The organism is Bradyrhizobium sp. USDA 3240 (genome assembly GCF_054063295.1).
In genome coordinates this window covers 5,836,767-5,857,279 of record NZ_JBSSGD010000002.1, presented here as the reverse complement: position 1 = coordinate 5,857,279, position 20,513 = coordinate 5,836,767, and the positions used below count along the sequence as shown (strand labels likewise).

Sequence of the window (20,513 nt, the reverse complement as noted above, 5' to 3'; positions counted from 1 at the left end):
GGGATCGTCAGGCAGGGCGTCGCTCACACCCAATTCAGAGCATATTCATCGCCATCTGGCGACGCGTCCGACGCTCCTGATTCACTTCGCCGCAGCGCTGCCAACAACTATCCCGCTTGCGTTGGCGCCGACGTCTCCCGTGCCTCATGCACAAGCCGCCAGTCGAGCCCTTCCAGCAGCGCCGACAACTGCGCCGCCGACAGACGCATCACGCCGTCCTCGATCTTCGGCCAGCGGAAGATCCCTTCCTCGAGCCTCTTAGCGAACAGACACAGACCCGTTCCGTCCCAGAACACCAGCTTGATGCGATCCGCTCGCTTGGCCCGGAACACATAGACCGCACCCGAGAAGGGGTCAGCCCGCATGCTCTCACGCACCAGGGTCGCAAGCCCTTCCATCCCCTTGCGGAAGTCTACCGGTTTGGTCGCCACCATCACCCGGACAGCACCCGATGGGCCGATCACCGGTTTGCCTTCAGCGACTGCACGATCGACGCAATCATAGTCGCGTCCGCGCCACGACCGGCTCGGATCGTTATGCCGTCAACTTCGATCTCGATGATCCCGGAATCCGCCTTGGGCTTACAGCGCACCACCTTGCGCTCTCGGCTAAAGTCAGGTGTCGGCACCACGGCATCCACCACCGCCGGCACAAACTGTACTTCTTCTGTCCCGGATTGACCGCCCACGGCTTCTCTCAACTGGCGTCGCCAGCCAAACAATTGCTGCGGCGACAATCCATGCCGTCGCGCTACCGAGCAGACCGAGTCGCCACTCGTCACGATCTCTGCAACAATCCGTGCCTTGTCCTCGTCGCTCCACTTCCGCCGACGACCGGCTCCGGTGAAGACCTCCAGCCGCCGCGCCGGCTCGGTGATAGCATTATGCACTGTGTCCATTCTAAGCCTAACGGTCCAAACCGACCGCAGACTCGCAGATCACCCCCTCATCTGGTAGGTGGCCCCTGAACAGCGCTTACGAACATCCGATTGTCGCGCCCAGTGGAGCCCTTCTGGTCGGGGCGACCTATAATCAGCGGTGCCATCCGCTCCCAAGCCGCGTCGCTCAATACCAAACGGTCCATCACACCCAAGACTGCCTCCCCAAAAGCAGTCTTGAATCTGATTTGCGCCTAAAAGGAAATCCCTAGAGTCCAAACCACCTAGAGCCTCAGCCCCACCAAGCCGAGCAACAACACGCGCCCAGTCTTCGTTCACAAGCGATTCGTGTCTCATCCCTTCTTGGAATCACATACAAATTCAACACGCAATCCTATTTTAGCGCCTATGGGCCTGCGCCAGGGTCGATGCCGTCGGTGTTGCGGGCCTCGGCCGGCGCACCGATCGTGAGCCCCCAAAAGGTGGCACCTCGCACCTCCGACCCTGTTCATCGCGACGTGGAAATTGGGCGCATTGCGTAGCGTGACACCATAGAACGTGATGTTCTGCGCCTGATCGATCTGGATCAAACGCGGGGCGTTCTGATTGCCGCTCTCAGTCTGATCGCGGCGGCGCGAGACGTGAACCTTGCAACCCGGCGACAGCACCTTGCTTGTGAGCGAACAAAGATGAGCCGGTCAAAACGGCTGATCCCAACACTTGTCACGCGCGTGAGCGTTCGTGGCTTGGCTTCTCGCCACTTGCACTTGTGCGCGAATTCTTGCGCTCTACACCGCTCAGCCATTGCACCAAGCCAAGCCCCTGTTGCGAAGACCCGGTTGGCAGCCTACTTCCAGCTGTCGCTCGGTTGGACGCTGCCCCCAGCATCCGCTCGCAGGTTAGCGGGATCCAAGACAGGCTCCAATTGACGTGGTCGCACGTTATGCTCTCCGACCTCCTGCGCACGTGCGCTGAAGTGTCGCAGAGCAGATCGATGAGCCGTCTTCACGCTTCGGCGTTTGCTCGAGCTCTGTCAATTCTGCTTGGTGCCTGGCCACATCCGATCGCGCGCGAAGGAGCTTGACTTTGATCTCGTCTCGTCGCCTCGATTCCTCTTCAAGCCGCCAATTATCCTCGATCGGCTCAATGGTCATTTACGTACGGTCTCCGATCTGCAGATGACTACAATCCTCAAAGCCTCGGACTGTCGATCTCCGGCGCAGGTGGATCTTTGCCAGAACGACTTGAGGCACTGTTCACAGCAAGTTGCTCGAATTGTGCGTAGCACGTTTAGGATCACCATTCGTCGACCGTACAGAGCAATCTCATCCTCGGCGCAGGACCGAAGCCGCACCGGAAGATAGAGAGCTTGCCAGGCGAGGCTGCGTCTCCGATGCAGCTCGCTGACCGCTTGAAATGAACGAGCAAGTTTCATCTGACTCACAGATCAGGTGCCGCGAGATCGCAATAGTCGCCGCAGCGGACGCTCGGCACATCGAGCAACCGACGTGCCAGTGACGCCGACCGCCGTTTTTGACGAATCGCGGCACCTCTCGGCGCGCTGTCTGGATACCGACGTCGGGCTTCGGACAACCGACGTCTTCGATCACTGGGCTGAAATGGCTCATACTGCAAGTGGTCTGGGCGGACTTACCAAGCACACACCATCGAGTGCGCAGATCTCCGATCAATGCTATTCCACCTGTTGCACCGCTGCGCAACGTCCGGTTCTGTGGCGGCGAATATTCACAACCGGAATGCTCGCCGCCGCATTGTCGCGTACCGCTACCCGTCGCCATTGAGGAGCCGAGCGGCCGAACGGCGTCAGGCCGCATTCTCCGCAACTTCCAAGGCCCGCAGGTTCATCAAGGGAACGAAGTTCCATTGCTGCGCGGGCGAGCCGTTGAACTTGAACAGCCAAACCGGGTTGCCGTCACTCGTGCCACGGGTCTTATTATCGATACACAGACTGTTATCCGGGAGGCTAAGGATGAAGCCGGGGCTCTTGAGAAATTCCCACCGCTGACTTTGGATGGCTGGGTTATACACTTTGAGCGAGAGGAGAGCCTCCGGCGCGACGCGATCGGTGCCGACCGCGAGATTGCCCCCGCTCGAGTTCAGTGTAATCGCTCCAGTATCGAAGTTGAGGTCCCAGAGAACGTAACGGAGAGGCGTATCTTTCTTCCGTAGCACGACCGCCGCACCGTCTTGCTGATCCTTCACGCCGAGCACGAAGTTTCGGTCTTGTTTGTACTCGATAAGGTAAAGACCCATATTTTCCTCCTGTTGGTTTGCTAAGCTTGCGAAGGCGAGTCCTATCCAGCACGCAGAGGGGGCTGGGCGTTTGAGCCTTCGTTGTGATCTAAGCAAATGACATGCCACGGCTGCGTTGTGCTCTGGGAAGAGGCTACTCGAGCAACGCTTGCGCTGTTCTCGATCACGGCATTCAAGACCACGTACTTTGGCTATCCTCAAAATAACGATGGACGTCGCGAGTTCAGGTTCAATGGAATAGCTCTTCGACAACCGCACGCACGAGCGCGCCATCACGGCTGCATCTCGCCCTTGTACGCACGCAGGCAATAGAGAGCGGAATGCTATGAAAGGCCTTTCTGTTTTGGTGGCTTTGGGGGCTCGGGTGGCTGAACAGTCTTGTGAAGCTCTACAATCGCGTCGAGCACGTCGCTAATCGAGATATTCCCCTCCGACCATTCTTTAAGCGCCGCTATCGCCTTTGTCAGAGCCTCTTCGCGGGTCACGGCATGATCCCCTGTGATGGATGGCTGAGACCGATCAACAGTAAAGACGCACGGACGGTGGGGTGGATCGCCGCCCGTGCGAGTTGGCGCTACGAAAGGGCTTGATTGTCTCGTAAGCGTCACTAACGTAGAAGCACCCAAGCCGTCGATATCTCAGCAACTTGCGTGCCAGACGGTCATTGGATGTTCGAGGGAAAACGATGTGCTTTCACAGCGCCCGGAGGCTTCTCGCGGTCAATCAGTATCAGCTTTCGGACATGCCCGTCATCACGTGCAAGCAAATGAACGAAGTGGGGCAAAGAAACAAACGCGCTTAGCCCGTCTTATTCGTCAGAGGGCGCCTGAGAGGCTGGCGAGCGTGGTGTAAAGCGCTGAAGCGGCGTAGGATTCGGTTGCAAAGCCAACCCCATCACCTTCAGCCGCGAACAGCACGGCCGCCATGACCGATGATACGATCCTGCCCTTCTCGTTTCCAGCCGTTCACGCCAAGAAAGTCACAGCTGCCTTCGATGGCGGTCGGCTGACCTCGAACGGGGGCGTGATGCTTCTGGCGATGGCCGAGCGGCGCCTCGGCTTGGCCGACAATTTGGCCCGCGTGTTCCCGGATCGGCGCGATCCGACGCGGGTCGTGCACAGCCTTGTCGATATGTTCCGCGCGCGCATGTTCGCGATCTGCTGCGGCTACGAGGACGCCGACGACCTCGATCATCTGCGGTCCGATCCCGCATTCAAGCTGGCCTGCGGACGGCTGCCGGACACGGGTCGCGATCTGTGTTCCCAACCGACGCTGTCGCGGCTGGAGAATGCTCCGCGCCTTCGACGCATGGATGGATAGCTACCCGCGCGAGCCGGCATCCGTCACGCTCGACATCGATGATACCTGCGATGTCGTCCACGGCCATCAGCAGCTCTCGCTGTTCAACGCTCATTATGACGAACGCTGCTTCCTGCCGATCCACGTCTACGACACGGAGAAGAGCCGGCCCGTGGCGGTCGTGCTGCGGCCCGGCAAGACGCCGGGCGGCGTCGAGGTGCGTGCCCATCTGCGCCGCCTGATACGGCATATCCGGACGCGGTGGCACAACACGCGAATTACGTTCCGTGGCGACGGGCGCTATGCCCGGCCGGAGGCAATGGCGTGGTGCGAGACCAACGGCATCGACTACATCTTCGGTCTCTCCGGCACCAAGCCGCTCGCCAGAAAAGTCGACGAGGCCGCCGACGGCATCCGCACGCGACGCGCCATCGAGAACCTGCCGGTTCTGCGTGGCTATACCGAGACGCGCCACAAGGCAAAGTCCTGGGATCGCGAACGACGTACCGTCGCCCGTATTGAGGCGACGATGCTCGGCCTCGACATCCGTTTCGTCGTCACCAGCCTCGATGTCGGCTCGGCCGAGTGGATCTACGACAGCCTGTATTGCGCGCGCGGCCAAGCCGAGAATCTGATCAAGCTGCATAAGACGCAGCTCGCCTCCGATCGCACCAGCTGCCGTTCGGCGCTCGCCAATCAAGTCCGCCTCGTTCTCGACACCGCCGCTTATTGGCTGATGCTGACCGTGCGCGACGCGATTCCCAAAGCCCGGGAATTGGCCACAGCCGAGTTCGCGACGCTGCGTCTTCGTCTCTTGAAACTCGCTGCCCGTGTCGTCGAGACCACGAGCCGCGTTTGCCGCGGCATGTCCCGAAGCCGACCTGATCCGCGGCTTGCCAGGCGCGCTGCTGCCGCTCGGTCCTTGACCGGCGAGGCGTCCGCCCCCGTTCGCCCAACCTACACCTCAAGCGCGTTGCAAAGTGCCGGTCGTCAGGCGGTGAAAGGCCGAAGGCAATCCCGCGCGCCTCGTCAGAGCAGATGTGTGGCCACATCAAGCGGACCCAAAAAAACGCACTCTCACGAATAGGACGGGTTAGCCAAAGCTCCGCTCTCAGCTTCCGCTTGGGAAGCTGAAGTCGGCTGCCGCGGGCACAGAATCGGTCTCAAAGTGCTGAACCAAGGGCTGAAGCACTAATGCGGCCGCTCGCCGCGCGATATCGTTTGCGAATAGATCATGATGCGCTTGCCCCGCGAAGGCGGGTGGTCAGGCTGACTACGAGAGATGCGCGATGACCGACTTGCGGACCTGATAATCACTCCGACGGCGCGAATTATCGCCAAGAAGTCGTCGAAGCTCCCCCTGAGGCCAGCCGTGAGACATCCTCTCCACTGCCGCCTCTCGCTTGGCGGCAGTGATCCCGGGGTGACCTCCCGTCCGTCGCACACAGAAGAACACTTGCGACGTGAGCTGGTTGCACGGCCTTCCGGCGACGCCGAACCGATCTTTCTGCACCCGCTCTGCCTCGTCCTCTAAACCATCATACCGTCGCGCGAATCTTAGCAGACAACATTGCCGCTTCGGATGGTCCTAGCCCAACAATACCTACAAAGCTCGGCGGCGGCCTTGGGATGTGCCGATCAGTGGGTCTCCAGAGGTGAAGGCAGTACCGGCTGTTATTGACATACTGCGAATGCGGCGGATGCAATTGCATGACGCATTCCTCCTCATCCCAGAACAAGTCTTTGACAAAGCACATCTCTTGCCAGTTCGGACAACGCCGCGGCGTCGAAACGGCGACCTGCTCCCAGCCCGGACGGACAAAGCCACTGATTTTCAGTTCACTCCCGCAAGGGCCCTGCACCAAGAACAGCCCACCGGGGCCTGATCCTGGTACGCTGGCGAACTTGCCGGATCGTACGCGGCCGGCTTCCAGCTTCTCTATGATCTGCGCTCGCACGCACCCTCCTTTGCTTTACGGATCGCTTTGAAGTCGACGTAGATGACGTTGTTTGGCAACTCATGAGCCAGCGCAAGCTCCGTCAGCAGCGTAGCGGTCGAGCACCACTCTCCAGCGAACCATCTGCTGAGAAAGCCGCAGATGTCCATCATCACTTGTTCTCCCATTACTTAGTTCTCGGCAGCTCACATCCTCTTCAAGCACCCGACGAACGCCTTCACTGCACTCCCCGATCGCATGAAAGGCCGGCAATGCACGAAGTGCTCAATCCGATTCATCCGCGGAATTGACCTCCACACTCACAAACACCCGATGGGGTAACCAGCCCCGCCAGACAACTCGGTCACGAAGCGCGCTTTTGGCGACACATCTTACTTACCCATGCCCGCGGGCGCTGATCACCCGGCGCCGGACAGAGTGCGCTTCAGCAAGGTAAGATCCGCGCTCGATTTCCCGCACTTGCAAAACGAGTGTTCATTAGCCTTTCCGTTCAAGTCTCGAGGATGCATCTCGGCAATATGAAATTTGTCAATCGACGCGTATCACTTCATCCCTCCTGTTCTGATGTCGCATCCGATATCCGTTTGTGCACTCGATTATGGCTCGCCGAAACGACGTCACGCCGCACGGACTGACGCGACGCAAAAGCAATATCGGCTTTGGCCCGATGCGGCCTTGTGACGCGGCAGCACTTGAATCATTCGCAGCTCTCGCCGCTAGCGGAGCCTAAAACAATGCCAATACGTCATCTATGTGACCATGAAGAACTTGTCGGACCAAAAATTCGAACGGGCGCGTCTAGCTCGTGAATGCTTGGCACAATGTGTTTCGGATCGAGTTGATAGCATCCTACGGCTCCTCGCGAGGATGATCCGACATGACGAGTTAGTCCTTTGGACAGACCATCACTGCGACCATCCGCGGATCTTCAGGCGCGTCGATACAATGCAACAACTGGCGCATCGTTGCAGGTATGACGTCAGCAAACATTCACGCTTGCCTCACATTGCTGGCGTCGGCTTTCGGACATCGATGGTCGCAGCTCCAACAATCGTCGATCGGTCCACAGCGCCGCACTCTAGAGGCACGCATCTAACCCTTGTCGAGCGGTGCGGGCACTTCTCGATTACTGGCATACTGATTGCTGTAGTGTCGAAACAGGAAGGACACGCTATCCCGACATCAATTTGCATTGGACTCGTTGTTTGGTGTTTGGTTTTGACTTATGCATTGCCAAAGCACGTTTCGGACTTGCACGGCATCTCCCTGATCGATAATACGCGACCAAGTCGACAGGCCGCATACCTCACGTGCAACAAGCCGAATTCTGACACTCCGAGCTTTGGAAGACCAACTGATGGATAACACGAGGCGTCCGGACGCTAACCTTTTTCCCTGGACCAGTGGAGCATGCGAGGAATGACGCACTGGCGCGCACCAAAGCAGTCCATGGTGAAGCATTACGCTGCTGACCGCCGCTCTTGGCAGACGCAGAGGAGATGGAACCTGTCGCCGCTGGCCGGGCTTCTCCTTCATGCGCTGCTTTGGGCCAGTATATGTTGGATCATCGCAGCGTCCTTATGAGCGAAACGATGAGCCAGAGGAGATCTCAGTGGATGGGTGCTGGTATAGGAGGGCTTTTCGATGCCGTCGTATACCGCGGCCGCGGTCTTGCAATTGTTGAGTGGCTAGATATGAAAACCTCCGAGGTCAGACAGGCAGGTGAAGAAGTGTTGGATATCGCGGATTATCGGACTTATATGCCTGCAAGCTTGACTTGACCTGACGGCAGCTATTTTCCCATCCGGTATTCGGCACTACGCCCGACAAGTGCTTTACGTTTCTCGCGCAAGAGCGGGACTAAGATCGGCGCGCCGGCTCGATAGTAGGCGGATTAGCTTTCGAGAAGCTGACGAAAAGAGTACGCTTGCGCCTATACAATCCCTTGTAGGTCGTTAAAGCGGCTCGCTGCGCTGAGGCGGCATGCTGACTGGGATTCGATTGGAACGCTTTGTGCGAGAGAGGACCGTCTGGAGATTCTCGGCACGGCAGCCTCTGCAATGAATCGCCCACCCGAGTACCGAGCCAGATTGTTGCTCGCCGTTGGCATTCGTGGCGATCTGCCGATGGAGGTTCCATCGACACGCGAGACGCTACGACTCTTGGCCGGACCAAGTGCCCCGCTCGTTCTTGTGAAATGGACCCCGATTTTGGGACCAGAGGTTAGTTGGAAAAGGGCCGCTCCGTTTGATAGACGGAGGGCATGATGACGACGAAGACGAGACGCAAGATCGACGCGGCACTGAAGGCAAAGATTGCGCTGGAAGCCGTGCGGGAGCAGGCGACGGTGGCCGATCTGGCCCAGCGCTATGAGGTTCACCCGAACCAGATCTATGCCTGGAAGAAGCAACTGCTGGACCATGCGGCGCGGGCCTTTGATGCGGGTGTCGGGCGCGAGAGCGAGGAAACGCGCGAACGCGAGATCGAGAAGCTGCACGCCAAGATTGGACAACTGACGGTCGAGCGCGATTTTTTAGCGCGGAGGTCCGGAAGATGAGCACGCCGGACCGTCGAGGAATGCTCGATCGCGCGGACAAGGCGCTGTCGATCCGTTGGCAATGCCTGTTGCTTGGCATCGCGCGCTCCGGGGTCTACCGGCCGCCCCGGCCGGCCAACGACAACGACCTTGCCCTGATGCGGCGGATCGACGAGCTCTTCATCGCCTGGCCGTTCCTGGGCTCGCGGCGAATGACCGCAATGCTGAAGGCTGAGGGGCTTCAGGTCAATCGCAAGCGCGTGCAGCGGTTGATGCGCAAGATGGGCATCGCGGCGCGGGGACCGAAGCCGAACACGACGAAGCCGGCGCCGGGCCACAAGATCTATCCTTATCTGCTGCGCAACATGCGATCGACCGGCCGAACCAGGTGTGGGCCGCCGACATCACGTATCTGCCCATCGGCCGTGGCTTTTCTTTATCTCGTCGCCATCATCGACTGGGCGAGCCGTGCGGTTCTGGCGTGGCGATTATCGAACACGATCGACGTCTCGTTCTGCGTGGCGGCTCCGGAAGGGGCGCAGGCGAAGTACGGCAGGCCGGAGATTTTCAATACCGACCAAGGCAGCCAGTTCACCAGCGCGGCCTTCACCGGCGCGTTGGCGGGCGCAGGGATCAAGATCTCCATGGATGGCCGCGGTCGTTGGATGGACAACGTCTTCATCGAGCGGCTGTGGCGGTCGCTAAATGCATGAGGACATCTATCTCAAGGGCTATGCCGACGGCCGCGAGGCCAAGGCAGGGATCGCGAGCTGATCGCCTTCTACAACGATCGTCGCCTTCATCAGGCGCTCGGCTATCGCACGCCGATGGCGGTCTGGCGCGAACGGATGCAGGCAGCGAAGGCTGTGGAATGGTGGACAACGCCGACGCGTTGACCACATGCCCACAGCAACAGCAGCAGACAGTGTCTCTGGCAGCGTGATAGGAAGTAATCAGGAGCGGTCAGTTTCCAACTAACAAACCGGCTCAAGCGGCCCCGCTCCGCGGGTCCATTTCACTTGTGCGTCTGCCACTCTAGGGCGCGCCGAGCGAGCTCGTCGTATTCCTTGGCTATCTTGAGAAGCCTATCTCTGGCTTTGCCGTACGCCAGCGCTTCCGCTTTCTCTCGCGTTGCTTCCGCACGGCCGCGCCAAAGGTCGGGATCGTAGAGTTTACTCTTCGGATTCATAGAGATGAACATGCAATTTGCAGATCAAACAAATGTGACAGTGGCCGCTCCGTACAATTACGTAGCAGTGACGCTTGTGGCCCTGGGTTATCAGCGAGTAGACACCAACGGTGCGCGCAAACTCATACTTGCCCTGAGCGTGGTCATAGAGACGCCGCGGTTTACAAACACTCAGCGCGAGGTTTCGCCGGAGCACACTCGTCCTTCTGACGGACCCTGTAGATCCCAAGATGTATTCAGACGACAGGGCTTGAATCGCACGTAGCGTCAGATTGCACGATCCTAGACGAGTGAAGACTGTTTCGAACAATCCGAGCGTTTCCCGCCAAATCCCCAGAACTGCGAATGTTTCAAACACCCCAAGCTCAACCCGCGAGATTCAAAGCACACTTGTCTGCACCTTATTGGTGGCTGGTCCAATGAGAGGTAGAAACAATTGCGCTCTTCGAGACATGGACGGCCCCTTTCGATCATGGCATGCGCAGGGGAACGGACGCCCGGTACTGACGCCAACTCGATTGCCCCCGCTCTTGCGTCAAATGAAGTGGCACGCACGTTGCGGGACCGCGCCGCGCGTGACAGGGACACGCGCGATGACAGCTTTGCCTGCGCAGTCGAGTGCATCATTTGTCAATGGATTAAGCAGCCCTGCCTTGGGCGCTCCTCGCCGCCTTTCCTGGCCCGCGGTCACAAGTCCTGTTCGATCCCTGCGTCGGGACTACGATGGCCTCCTCCGTCGGTTGACTCGTCATTAGGCTGCGGCCGCACTTTAGACTCATGCAAAAGCCTCCCAATGCCTCACGAGATCGGGGCATGACCGCGGCCACCGCACGATCACCGAAAGCTTAACCGTGATCAAATTGTTCGGTCAGTGCAGCTCGGCGCCGGCAACGACAGATGCTGACAAGTCGCCGCGAAAATACCGACTCCCGGCCCGGATGGTTTCGCAAGAGAAAAAAACGGTCTCGCAGACGCCCACCGTAAGCGCCGTTCAGCGGCCACCTTCCGGACCACGGGCGATCTGCGAGTCTGCGGTTTGTTTGAACCGTTAGGAGCTATCGCCAAATTTTGGTGACGGCGCGGCCGGTCAGGCGGCGGCGGTTATGGGCTGACGGTCAGTCGGTTTGGCGATGAGCTCGATCCCGTCGTTGAATGTCACACCGAGAACGAGTTTTGGCAACTGGTTGTGGCCATCGAGACGACGCCGGCTTTTCTGCGCGGCCTCAAGCAGTTTGAAGACCATCGCGAGCGCCGTTCTGTTGGACAGGCAGCCCTTCGATCGGATCGTGCGGTGGCGCACGGTAGCGAAGGTGCTTTCAATGGGATTGGTGGTCCGCAGGTGTTTCCAGTGTTCGGCCGGGAAGTCGTAGAACGCCAGTAGCGTGTCCCGATCCTTGCTCAGGCAGTCGGCCGCCTTCTCGTATTTGGGCGTATAGCTCTCGATGAAGGCGTCGAACGCCAGCTCGGCGGCGGCCTTGGTTTCGGCCATCCAGCTCTCCTGCAACGCGCGTTTGGCTTTAGGCTGCTGGCTCTTCGGCAACTTGGCGATCACGTTGGCGGTCTTGTGTACCCAGCAGCGCTGCTCGTGCGTTTTCGGCCAGACCTCGCCGGCGGCCTTCCAGAACCCGAGCGCGCCGTCGGCGATGGTGAGCCGCGGCGGCACGCCGAGCCCGCGCCGCTTCAGGTCGAGCAGCAGATCGCGCCAGTCCTGCGCGCTCTCGCGGGCGCCATCGGTGAAGCCGACCAGTTCCTTGCGGCCTTCCGGCGTCGCGCCGATCAGCACCAGGATGCACTGCTTTTCGTCTTCGAGGCGTGCTTGGAGATGGATGCCATCGGCCCAGATGTAGACGTAGCGCTTCGCCGACAGATCGCGCCTCTGCCACGCGGTGTGTTCGTCAAGCCAACCGTCCTTCAGACGGCCGATGGCGGATGCCGACAACCCGGCAGCATCCTTGCCGAGCAGCGCCGCCAGAGCCTCGGAGAAGTCGCCGGTGGAGATACCCTTCAGGTAAAGGATCGGCAGCAGCGTCTCGATCGATTTCGAGCGGCGCATGTAGGGCGGCAGGATCGACGGAGAGAACCGGATGCGGTCGGGATCGGTAGCCTCCGCCTCGCGATCGCGTACACGCGGCTGGCGGACGCCGACCGGACCGATACCGGTCATCACCTCGCGTTCCGGCAGGTGACCGTGGCGCACGAGCGCTGGTGGCCGTCCGCAGTCCTCAAATCGGCATGCTTGCCGAGAAAGTCCGCGACCTCGGCCTCGACCGCCTGGGCCAACAGAGCACGCGCCCCATTGCGCAAGATTTCGGTGAGTTGATCGTCGACGTTTCCTGGCTGAATCAACTTGATGATGTTATCTTTGGACACGGCATATCGCTCCTTCGGTGGAGAAGTGGAGGCGTCAAGCACCCCCACGATATGCCGCCTTCCCGATTCCCGCCGTCACCAACTTTCAGCGATAGCTCCTACCTAGGGCAAGAGATACGCAGTAAGCGGGGCTGCGAGGCCCCATCAGATTGTTTGTGCGTAGACCTGTGAGCGCCGTTAGAAGAGTCATCTTCTGCAAGGGTGCTCACAATGGACGACAATTCGGACGACATAGGACGACCGTTGTCACCGCGCATAGAAGTGTACGCCGGCGGCGGCCGGAAACAGTGGCCAGATGATTTGAAGGCGCAGATTGTCGCGGACACCTGGCGCGTTTGACGCTCGGGCCGAGCGGCATTATCGCTCGCGGCACTCGAGTTGCGAGGTTGTGGTGGCGTCTGTGGAAGGCGCAGTGATCGAGATTGCCAAAGGCGAGGTAGTCGTGCGTGCCGGCGTGGATATCGACGAAGCGTACTTGCAGCGGGTGATCCGCGCGGCCCGTTCGGCATGATCCCCTCTGGTGTGAAGGTGTTCCTCGCCAGCCATCCAGTCGACTTCCGCAAGGGTATCAATGGCCTTGTTGCGCTTGTGCGCGGTGCCGGCTCAGATCCGTTCGACCGTGCGCTTGCCAAACGGCTGGCCGAGCAGCGAAATCGATGCGCTTATGCCATGGAACGCGGCCGCCTGACGGCCTCACCTTGCCGCGTACTTTCGGTCAGTTCGCATTCAGGGTAGAGGCAGCGTGGACGAAAGCCGTCGCCCGCCACGGACGAACAACTGACTGCGCGCCAGCGCTGGTTAGACCGTCTGGCTATGAGATATAAGAGTCCCCCCATGAACGAACCAGGCGAATCCGACCTTTAGAAGGAGTCACGGCATTACCCATAAATTTGCGAACTTCGGTAAGTCGAACGAGAGCACCACACTCTTTGTTGGACGTTCGCTCTAAGTATGTTCGAACTAGGTTCGTCATCCAGTGGATCGTTGCCACTGTCTCAGCAGGCTGTTGTCATCCGAAAGACGGCAAACCCGGGCGTGGCTCCGCCTTTCTCCTTGAGCTCGTCAGCTTCTCGAAAGCCAACCTTCCTAGCATTCGCACCCGGTCTCAAGATGCCAATGCCGCCTATGCTGAACTAGGGTCCCCGCTGGGCGGATCTGCAGGAGACTTTGTTATTATAATCGAAAGGAGAGCTTTATGGATTCCAATCGGATAAGCGGTGGCGGCGCGCAAGGGTCCCCACCGGGGCACGTCCGGACACAGGAGCATCATGATCTATTTAGGCAGGCCGCGAATGAAGCCGGGTCATTATCATCTGCCGCGCTTGTATCGGCGCAGGCTCCGATTTGGAGTTCGAGCGCTCCATACGGAAGCTTTTCACGCGATGGCTACTCTTGGAACAACGACGTATGGGGTCCGCGCCCTGGGCCTCAGACGATTTCGGTGAGTGGCGTCAACCGGTGGAGCGTATGGTCGAACCAGCCTAATACGCCGGGCATCAAGAGCTATCCGCACGAGGCTTTTAGTATCGGGAAACCGCTCAGTTCAATCAACACTCTGAGCTCGAGCTTCAATCAGGAGGTTCCTACTGGCGGCGCCTGGGATGTTGCCTACGATATCTGGGACAGCTCAAACCAGCATGAGGTAATGCTCTGGACAAACTACACCGGAAACTCGGACGGGAGCGGCAACGTTAAGCCCATTTCATATCATTATGCCCCTTCCGGTGCGGCGATTCCGGTCTACAGCAATGTCAATGTAGGCGGAGCGACTTGGAACGTTTTTCAAGGTGAAGGCCCCGACGGTCACAAGGTCATCTCATTGCTGCGCACTTCGAAGACCAACAGCGGGACAGTGGACATCAAGAGTATCCTGCAGTGGATCAAATCGAAGGGGTACTTTGGCGACATAAACGTCGGTAGCGTCCAATACGGCGTCGAGATTACCTCGTCCCCGGGGGGAAAGAACTTCAATTTCAACAACTGGTCTGTGACCTCGAAGTGAAGATCCGTGTGCGGGCGGCAAGGTGAGCTGCGCTTATGCCAATGAGCCACGCTGGCTGACGGCCTAGCTTGCGCTTACCGTCTCGCTCGCGGCCGTAATGGACACATTCCCGCCGCACCAGCCTCTGATGAAATGTCGCGGACGTTCTGTACGCGTTCGGTGATGGCTTCGCTGGAAGGATCACTCGCGTCGACTGCTTGACGGCCGGCCCTCGCGGTCAAGGCCTCTAAAGCCCGTCTTATTCGTCAGAGGGCGGCCTGAGAGGCTGGCGAGCGTGGTGTAAAGCGCTGAAGCGGCGTAGGATTCGGTTGCAAAGCCAACCCCATCACCTTCAGCCGCGAACAGCACGGCCGCCATGACCGATGATACGATCCTGCCCTTCTCGTTTCCAGCCGTTCACGCCAAGAAAGTCACAGCTGCCTTCGATGGCGGTCGGCTGACCTCGAACGGGGGCGTGATGCTTCTGGCGATGGCCGAGCGGCGCCTCGGCTTGGCCGACAATTTGGCCCGCGTGTTCCCGGATCGGCGCGATCCGACGCGGGTCGTGCACAGCCTTGTCGATATGTTCCGCGCGCGCATGTTCGCGATCTGCTGCGGCTACGAGGACGCCGACGACCTCGATCATCTGCGGTCCGATCCCGCATTCAAGCTGGCCTGCGGACGGCTGCCGGACACGGGTCGCGATCTGTGTTCCCAACCGACGCTGTCGCGGCTGGAGAATGCTCCGCGCCTTCGACGCATGGATGGATAGCTACCCGCGCGAGCCGGCATCCGTCACGCTCGACATCGATGATACCTGCGATGTCGTCCACGGCCATCAGCAGCTCTCGCTGTTCAACGCTCATTATGACGAACGCTGCTTCCTGCCGATCCACGTCTACGACACGGAGAAGAGCCGGCCCGTGGCGGTCGTGCTGCGGCCCGGCAAGACGCCGGGCGGCGTCGAGGTGCGTGCCCATCTGCGCCGCCTGATACGGCATATCCGGACGCGGTGGCACAACACGCGAATTACGTTCCGTGGCGACGGGCGCTATGCCCGGCCGGAGGCAATGGCGTGGTGCGAGACCAACGGCATCGACTACATCTTCGGTCTCTCCGGCACCAAGCCGCTCGCCAGAAAAGTCGACGAGGCCGCCGACGGCATCCGCACGCGACGCGCCATCGAGAACCTGCCGGTTCTGCGTGGCTATACCGAGACGCGCCACAAGGCAAAGTCCTGGGATCGCGAACGACGTACCGTCGCCCGTATTGAGGCGACGATGCTCGGCCTCGACATCCGTTTCGTCGTCACCAGCCTCGATGTCGGCTCGGCCGAGTGGATCTACGACAGCCTGTATTGCGCGCGCGGCCAAGCCGAGAATCTGATCAAGCTGCATAAGACGCAGCTCGCCTCCGATCGCACCAGCTGCCGTTCGGCGCTCGCCAATCAAGTCCGCCTCGTTCTCGACACCGCCGCTTATTGGCTGATGCTGACCGTGCGCGACGCGATTCCCAAAGCCCGGGAATTGGCCACAGCCGAGTTCGCGACGCTGCGTCTTCGTCTCTTGAAACTCGCTGCCCGTGTCGTCGAGACCACGAGCCGCGTTTGCCGCGGCATGTCCCGAAGCCGACCTGATCCGCGGCTTGCCAGGCGCGCTGCTGCCGCTCGGTCCTTGACCGGCGAGGCGTCCGCCCCCGTTCGCCCAACCTACACCTCAAGCGCGTTGCAAAGTGCCGGTCGTCAGGCGGTGAAAGGCCGAAGGCAATCCCGCGCGCCTCGTCAGAGCAGATGTGTGGCCACATCAAGCGGACCCAAAAAAACGCACTCTCACGAATAGGACCGGCTAAACAGCCTAATCGGGCAAACTTTCGAGAAGCTGACGAGATCTGCGATCCCGGAAGGCGTGGACCTAATTTTCTGCGTCCCATTGCGCTGCCGCGCCTCCGCGCTCGGACCCGAGTTCGACCTGGTCGATTCCAAGCGGCACGATCATTGTTACCCCCAGCGGCAACACGCAGCGTTTTCGGTTCAGCCGCTATCTGCGAAGGTGATGCGATGTATCGCCTTCGTCCGATTCGGACCCGAGCCGTCGCGAAGCAGCCGTTATCTGCGGAGAGCGTAGTCGCAACAGTGTTGATGTCGATAATGCAAATCTGGATAGTGCGAATGCTTGTGGCGAAGCGGCGCGTGGAGATGCCGGTGCGAATGCGGCTCCGCTGCCGCGGCTTCAGCATGCAAATGCTGGTGGTGTTTTGCGGCGGGTCAAGCGAAGTCACCCGATCCGGTGATGTCGATCCGGAAAGCCGGCCCCAAGCGTCAGTTCAGCGAAACTCCGGGCTTCCGCGCGGAAGAGTTCATTCCCGATATCTGCAAGGGATACTCTTCCTGAGCGGTGATGGAATTCGATGACAAGCGTCGGAACCGCTAAGACTTCATCGCGCGGAAAGGTGCCGCACGATGTTTTCATCGCGTCTTGTTTTTGAACGTGCAACCCTAGGCGGTGTGGACTCTAGGGATTCCTTTTAAGGAGCAAATCAGATTCAAAGCTGCTTTTGGGAGGCAATCTTTGGTGTGATGCAGTGGTTGGTTTTGAGCGATGCGGCGTGGGAGCGGATGGCGCCGCTAATCATCGGTCGGCTTGACCAGAAGGGCTCAACGGGACGCGACAACCGGATGTTTGTGGAGGGCGTACTTTGGATCGTGCGCACAGGCTCTCCCTGGCGTGACCTTCCGGAGGCGTTCGGCGACTGGAACAGCGTGTTCCGGCGCTTTAGCCGGTGGAGCATCAAGCGAGTTTGGGCACGGATTTTCGAGGCGATGTCGGACGATCCGGACTTCGAATATCTGATCGTCGACTCCACCGTCGTCCGAGCGCATCAGCACGCCGCCGGAGCGAAAAAAGGGGTCTGAAGATCAAGCGCTCGGACGCTCGCGCGGCGGCCTGAGCACCAAGATACTCTGGCCACCCGAGGCCTGGGATGCCCGGTGCGATTCACGCTGACCGCAGGCCAGAAAGGCGACGCGCCGCAAGCTGCCGAACTGATCGAAGGATTGCCTGCCGAGGTCGTCATAGCTGATACGGCCGCCGATCATTTGCGCCAAGCCATCGCAGCCAAAGGGGCACTCGCCGTCATCCCCAACAACCCGTCGCGGGCACTCTAACATCCGCTCGACAAGCATCTCTATGCCCAGCGCCACCTCGTGGAATGCTGCTTCAGCAAACTCAAGCAGTTCCGTCGCGTCGCAACCCGCTTCGAAAAGACCGCCCGAAATTAGCTTGCCGTCGTCACTCTCGCAGCCATCGTTCTATGGATGCGACAAGTGTCCACGCCATCTAGTCTGAATGTGTCGATGAGCGAGCTGCCGGCCGGCAAGCCAATCTGGGCTTTTGGGAGTGCCGAATAGGAGCTCCTCCTAGAGAGAAGGGCTGAACGTATATCTTTTTAACCACAATGTCCACGCGGTAGCCAGCGGCGGGAATCTGGAAGTGCAACTTGGCGAGGCGCCGCTTATGCTCACCATGCTCGGCATCTCTCCTCAAGATGCCCAGCATGCGTTTCGTTCGACGTCTGGCGAGCCATGAACAAGAAGCTGCTTGTGCGACGAAGACCCCAATAGAGAATTGTACAACCCGATACAAGTTTCTGCGAGCGCGCATGAAAACAATTCGGACTGGAGGTCAAAGCAATCGACGAGCCTCAATTCCGCCACGCTGCTTGTCTCATTGCCACAAGCATCATCACGGATGTACTGATGATGTTGGGGCGGACCCGGCGCACTTCCAACCCCGGCAAAGTGCGTCGGGGCGCCTTGGTTCGACGGCGTCTCGCCCTCGCCGAATTCGGGCAGAATGATCTGTCGAGTCCCTCTATGTTGCGGCGCGAATTGCGAGCTGTCGCCGTGCCCCCGATCACTTTGAACTATCGACAGGATCGATTTCGCCAAACTCGAGCAGATCGATGGCTCTGCATAGGTACAATGAGGACCTTCGAGCCAATCGCGCATGAGTTTCGCGCCCTTCAAGACAAGCGGGTGGTGTTCCTCGCGGATGCTGGATGCGATGGAGGCCGTTCAAGCGTATAATGCGTGAGCAGCAGCGCGAGCAGCTCGCTCCAGCGCAGAGAGCTGCAATTGGGCTGACTGATCTCGATTGATTCGTGCTGCGCCATTGTCGCGTTTCCTCCCGATGTCGCGATCGCTTCAATGTGCCTAAGGCGCGCTAACGCGTCGTCCGTCTTTCAAGCCATTGATTAGACGGATGGTTTCGCGTTGCCGGCAATTGGTCCGACGTTTGCTGTTCAGATGCCACGTCCTCTCCTTTCTGGAGATCTGTATGCAAAGTGTCGTCTGCATCAAGCGAGCCTCGCGCCTCCGCGCATGTAAAGTTGCGCCGCCGTCGCGGCCAACATTTGCGGGCACAACCCCTTCGCGCAGGACCTGCCCGACCTTCCCCGTCCGGCACGGGGCACTGATACTAGGCGGCTACCTTCTGCCTCGGGTAGTACCCCGTAAAGCTCATCGATCACCTCTTCGAGGCCGTCGAAAGGAGAGGACCAGTCACGGGCTAACGGCGCCAGTTCGCTGGATTGGGAGAAAGAATAAGGTTGCTGTCGTTGTCACTGGCACGCAGAAGATCGATGGCAACACCGCGACGTTCGATCCTGGCACCGCCAAACCGATCGGTGTGCTCTATCTCGCCTGGATCGCGCGGCGAAGCTTCATTCGGCAGGACATCGGTTTCATACGGCCCAGTCTGAGCAGAGCCGACGTTTTAGCCGCGGGCCTGCCCCCTCAACCTAGGGCGAGCTGGGCAATCGTGAATGTGCCCATGCTTCATCAGATGAGCCGGACAGAACATATTGAGGGGGCATCGGCGCGGCGGTTGCCGCATGCGGTTCAACCTTTGATCAAGAATAGCGGCGGCACCTCGCAATGTTTGAAGGATGCGTCACGCGACCACAGCGGACGGGAGGGTGACAAGTTCGGCAATGGCAGATCTGGCGCAGCATCCGAGCGCTCCGGCCTTGACGAAGAGCAACCCAAGAGTTCAGGTCATGGAATGAAACTTGGCTCCGCCTGAAACAAGCGCAATCGAACACACCAACACCGATGGTGATGGGCGTCCTGAGGCGCCTTTGGATCTTTTTAGCTTCACTGAATGTGCAAACCGGACACATTCTCTCAGAGCCCTGTTCGACCTTCTTGTAAGCTGTGCGAGCCAGGAGGGCTTTACTGAAGTTTCCTATGGATCTCTCAACTTCGTCGAGCCACTTCGGCTGGCGGACTACCCACCCCCGACCGTAGCCGTGAAATGGCCAATAGACTGGTGCGACCGCTATTTTAAACGCAAGTACCATACCATCGATCCGGTGGTCCGGCGCACTCCGCTGCTTTCGCGGCCTTATCTATGGGATCAGCTCGGCCAACAATATCAACTTCAGCCGGACGAAAGACGGGTGCTTGACGAGGCTAGAGAGGCAGGTCTGAAGCATGGTATGAGCGTGCCATTGTTTGGTCCGCTGGGCCGGGTATCTGTCGCCTCGTTTGCGTCTCCATCAGAGAATATTGATCCTCAGCATTGCATCAGTCACCTCAATGCTCTGGCTTGGCAATTTCACACTGCCTATGGTGAAATCGCGCGCCGCGCGGATGCTGACTGCGACAAGAAAGTTGCGCTGTCACAGCGGGAAACCAGCTGCATACGATGGGTGGCCGAGGGTAAATCGTCGTGGGAAATCGGAATGATCTTGCAAATCAGCGAGAACACTGTGAACTTTCATATTAAGAATGTGATGCGAAAGCTGGGCGCGACGAGTCGGATCCAGGCCGCCATCATGGCCGTTCGACTCAATGTCCTTTGATACCGGCTGAGAGCAAACGCCGGCTGTTTCACAACTTTCAATATGGAGCTTGCCACCGAAACTGCCGCGCAACGATCGATCGGGAAAAAGCGCATTGAAATCTGACGCCGCGTCAACTTCGGATCCGCTACGTTGCCAATATGTCGGATGAAAAGGCCCTTGAAAAG

The 20,513-nt window shown here is 59.3% G+C and carries 10 protein-coding genes and 5 pseudogenes; 8 read left to right on the top strand and 7 right to left on the bottom strand.

Annotation, left to right across the window (positions count from 1 at the left end; genetic code table 11):
* Positions 1–107: 107 nt before the first annotated feature.
* The 4 genes and pseudogenes from tnpB to ACVIGA_RS28275 all read right to left on the bottom strand — a co-directional run bounded on the left by tnpB (position 108) and on the right by ACVIGA_RS28275 (position 3,151).
* Positions 108–464, bottom strand: coding sequence for an IS66 family insertion sequence element accessory protein TnpB (gene tnpB / locus ACVIGA_RS28290; protein ID WP_224925012.1), 357 nt, complete (start codon positions 462–464; stop codon positions 108–110).
* On the bottom strand, positions 461–898 hold the full coding sequence (gene tnpA, locus ACVIGA_RS28285; protein ID WP_224925010.1) for an IS66-like element accessory protein TnpA: 438 nt from the start codon (positions 896–898) through the stop codon (positions 461–463). Before tnpA ends, tnpB begins: the two co-directional genes overlap by 4 nt.
* Before the next feature lie 68 nt (positions 899–966).
* A pseudogene (locus ACVIGA_RS28280) lies at positions 967–1,083 on the bottom strand (IS5/IS1182 family transposase); the annotation flags it as partial.
* A 1,618-nt stretch (positions 1,084–2,701) separates the two neighbouring features.
* Entirely contained in the window at positions 2,702–3,151 is a 450-nt protein-coding gene (locus ACVIGA_RS28275) for an RICIN domain-containing protein (protein ID WP_166072413.1), read from the bottom strand.
* Between the two features lie 924 nt (positions 3,152–4,075).
* Between ACVIGA_RS28275 and ACVIGA_RS28270 the strand changes: the two are divergent.
* A pseudogene (locus ACVIGA_RS28270) lies at positions 4,076–5,376 on the top strand (IS1380 family transposase).
* A 612-nt stretch (positions 5,377–5,988) separates the two neighbouring features.
* Here the strand turns inward: ACVIGA_RS28270 and ACVIGA_RS28265 are convergent.
* Both ACVIGA_RS28265 and ACVIGA_RS28260 read right to left on the bottom strand, forming a co-directional pair.
* A complete protein-coding gene (locus ACVIGA_RS28265; RefSeq protein WP_420831882.1) occupies positions 5,989–6,312 on the bottom strand; it encodes a DUF7694 domain-containing protein in 324 nt (107 codons plus the stop codon).
* A gap of 77 nt (positions 6,313–6,389) precedes the next feature.
* Positions 6,390–6,560: a hypothetical protein gene (locus ACVIGA_RS28260; RefSeq protein ID WP_166072483.1), complete on the bottom strand. Its 171-nt coding sequence runs from the start codon at positions 6,558–6,560 to the stop codon at positions 6,390–6,392.
* Between the two features lie 2,111 nt (positions 6,561–8,671).
* Here ACVIGA_RS28260 and ACVIGA_RS28255 point away from each other — a divergent pair.
* Together ACVIGA_RS28255 and ACVIGA_RS28250 are read left to right on the top strand one after the other, a co-directional pair.
* Positions 8,672–8,965, top strand: a complete 294-nt coding sequence (locus ACVIGA_RS28255; RefSeq protein WP_456668701.1) for a transposase — start codon at positions 8,672–8,674, stop codon at positions 8,963–8,965.
* Complete coding sequence (locus ACVIGA_RS28250) at positions 8,962–9,657, top strand: IS3 family transposase (protein WP_456668700.1); 696 nt, start codon at positions 8,962–8,964, stop codon at positions 9,655–9,657. Before ACVIGA_RS28255 ends, ACVIGA_RS28250 begins: the two co-directional genes overlap by 4 nt.
* Before the next feature lie 1,563 nt (positions 9,658–11,220).
* Here ACVIGA_RS28250 and ACVIGA_RS28245 read toward each other — a convergent pair.
* Positions 11,221–12,503 (bottom strand): annotated as a pseudogene (locus ACVIGA_RS28245) (IS256 family transposase).
* 1,195 nt (positions 12,504–13,698) lie between these two features.
* Between ACVIGA_RS28245 and ACVIGA_RS28240 the strand changes: the two are divergent.
* From ACVIGA_RS28240 to ACVIGA_RS28220, 5 genes and pseudogenes are all read left to right on the top strand, one after another.
* A complete protein-coding gene (locus ACVIGA_RS28240) occupies positions 13,699–14,505 on the top strand; it encodes a glycoside hydrolase family 12 protein (RefSeq protein ID WP_456668699.1) in 807 nt (268 codons plus the stop codon).
* A 355-nt stretch (positions 14,506–14,860) separates the two neighbouring features.
* A pseudogene (locus ACVIGA_RS28235) lies at positions 14,861–16,161 on the top strand (IS1380 family transposase).
* A gap of 898 nt (positions 16,162–17,059) precedes the next feature.
* Positions 17,060–17,761: pseudogene (locus ACVIGA_RS28230) on the top strand (IS5 family transposase).
* A gap of 1,552 nt (positions 17,762–19,313) precedes the next feature.
* Positions 19,314–19,565, top strand: a complete 252-nt coding sequence (locus ACVIGA_RS28225) for a hypothetical protein (RefSeq protein WP_456668698.1) — start codon at positions 19,314–19,316, stop codon at positions 19,563–19,565.
* Between the two features lie 55 nt (positions 19,566–19,620).
* Positions 19,621–20,346, top strand: a complete 726-nt coding sequence (locus ACVIGA_RS28220) for a LuxR family transcriptional regulator (protein ID WP_166106170.1) — start codon at positions 19,621–19,623, stop codon at positions 20,344–20,346.
* The last annotated feature ends 167 nt before the right edge of the window (positions 20,347–20,513 follow it).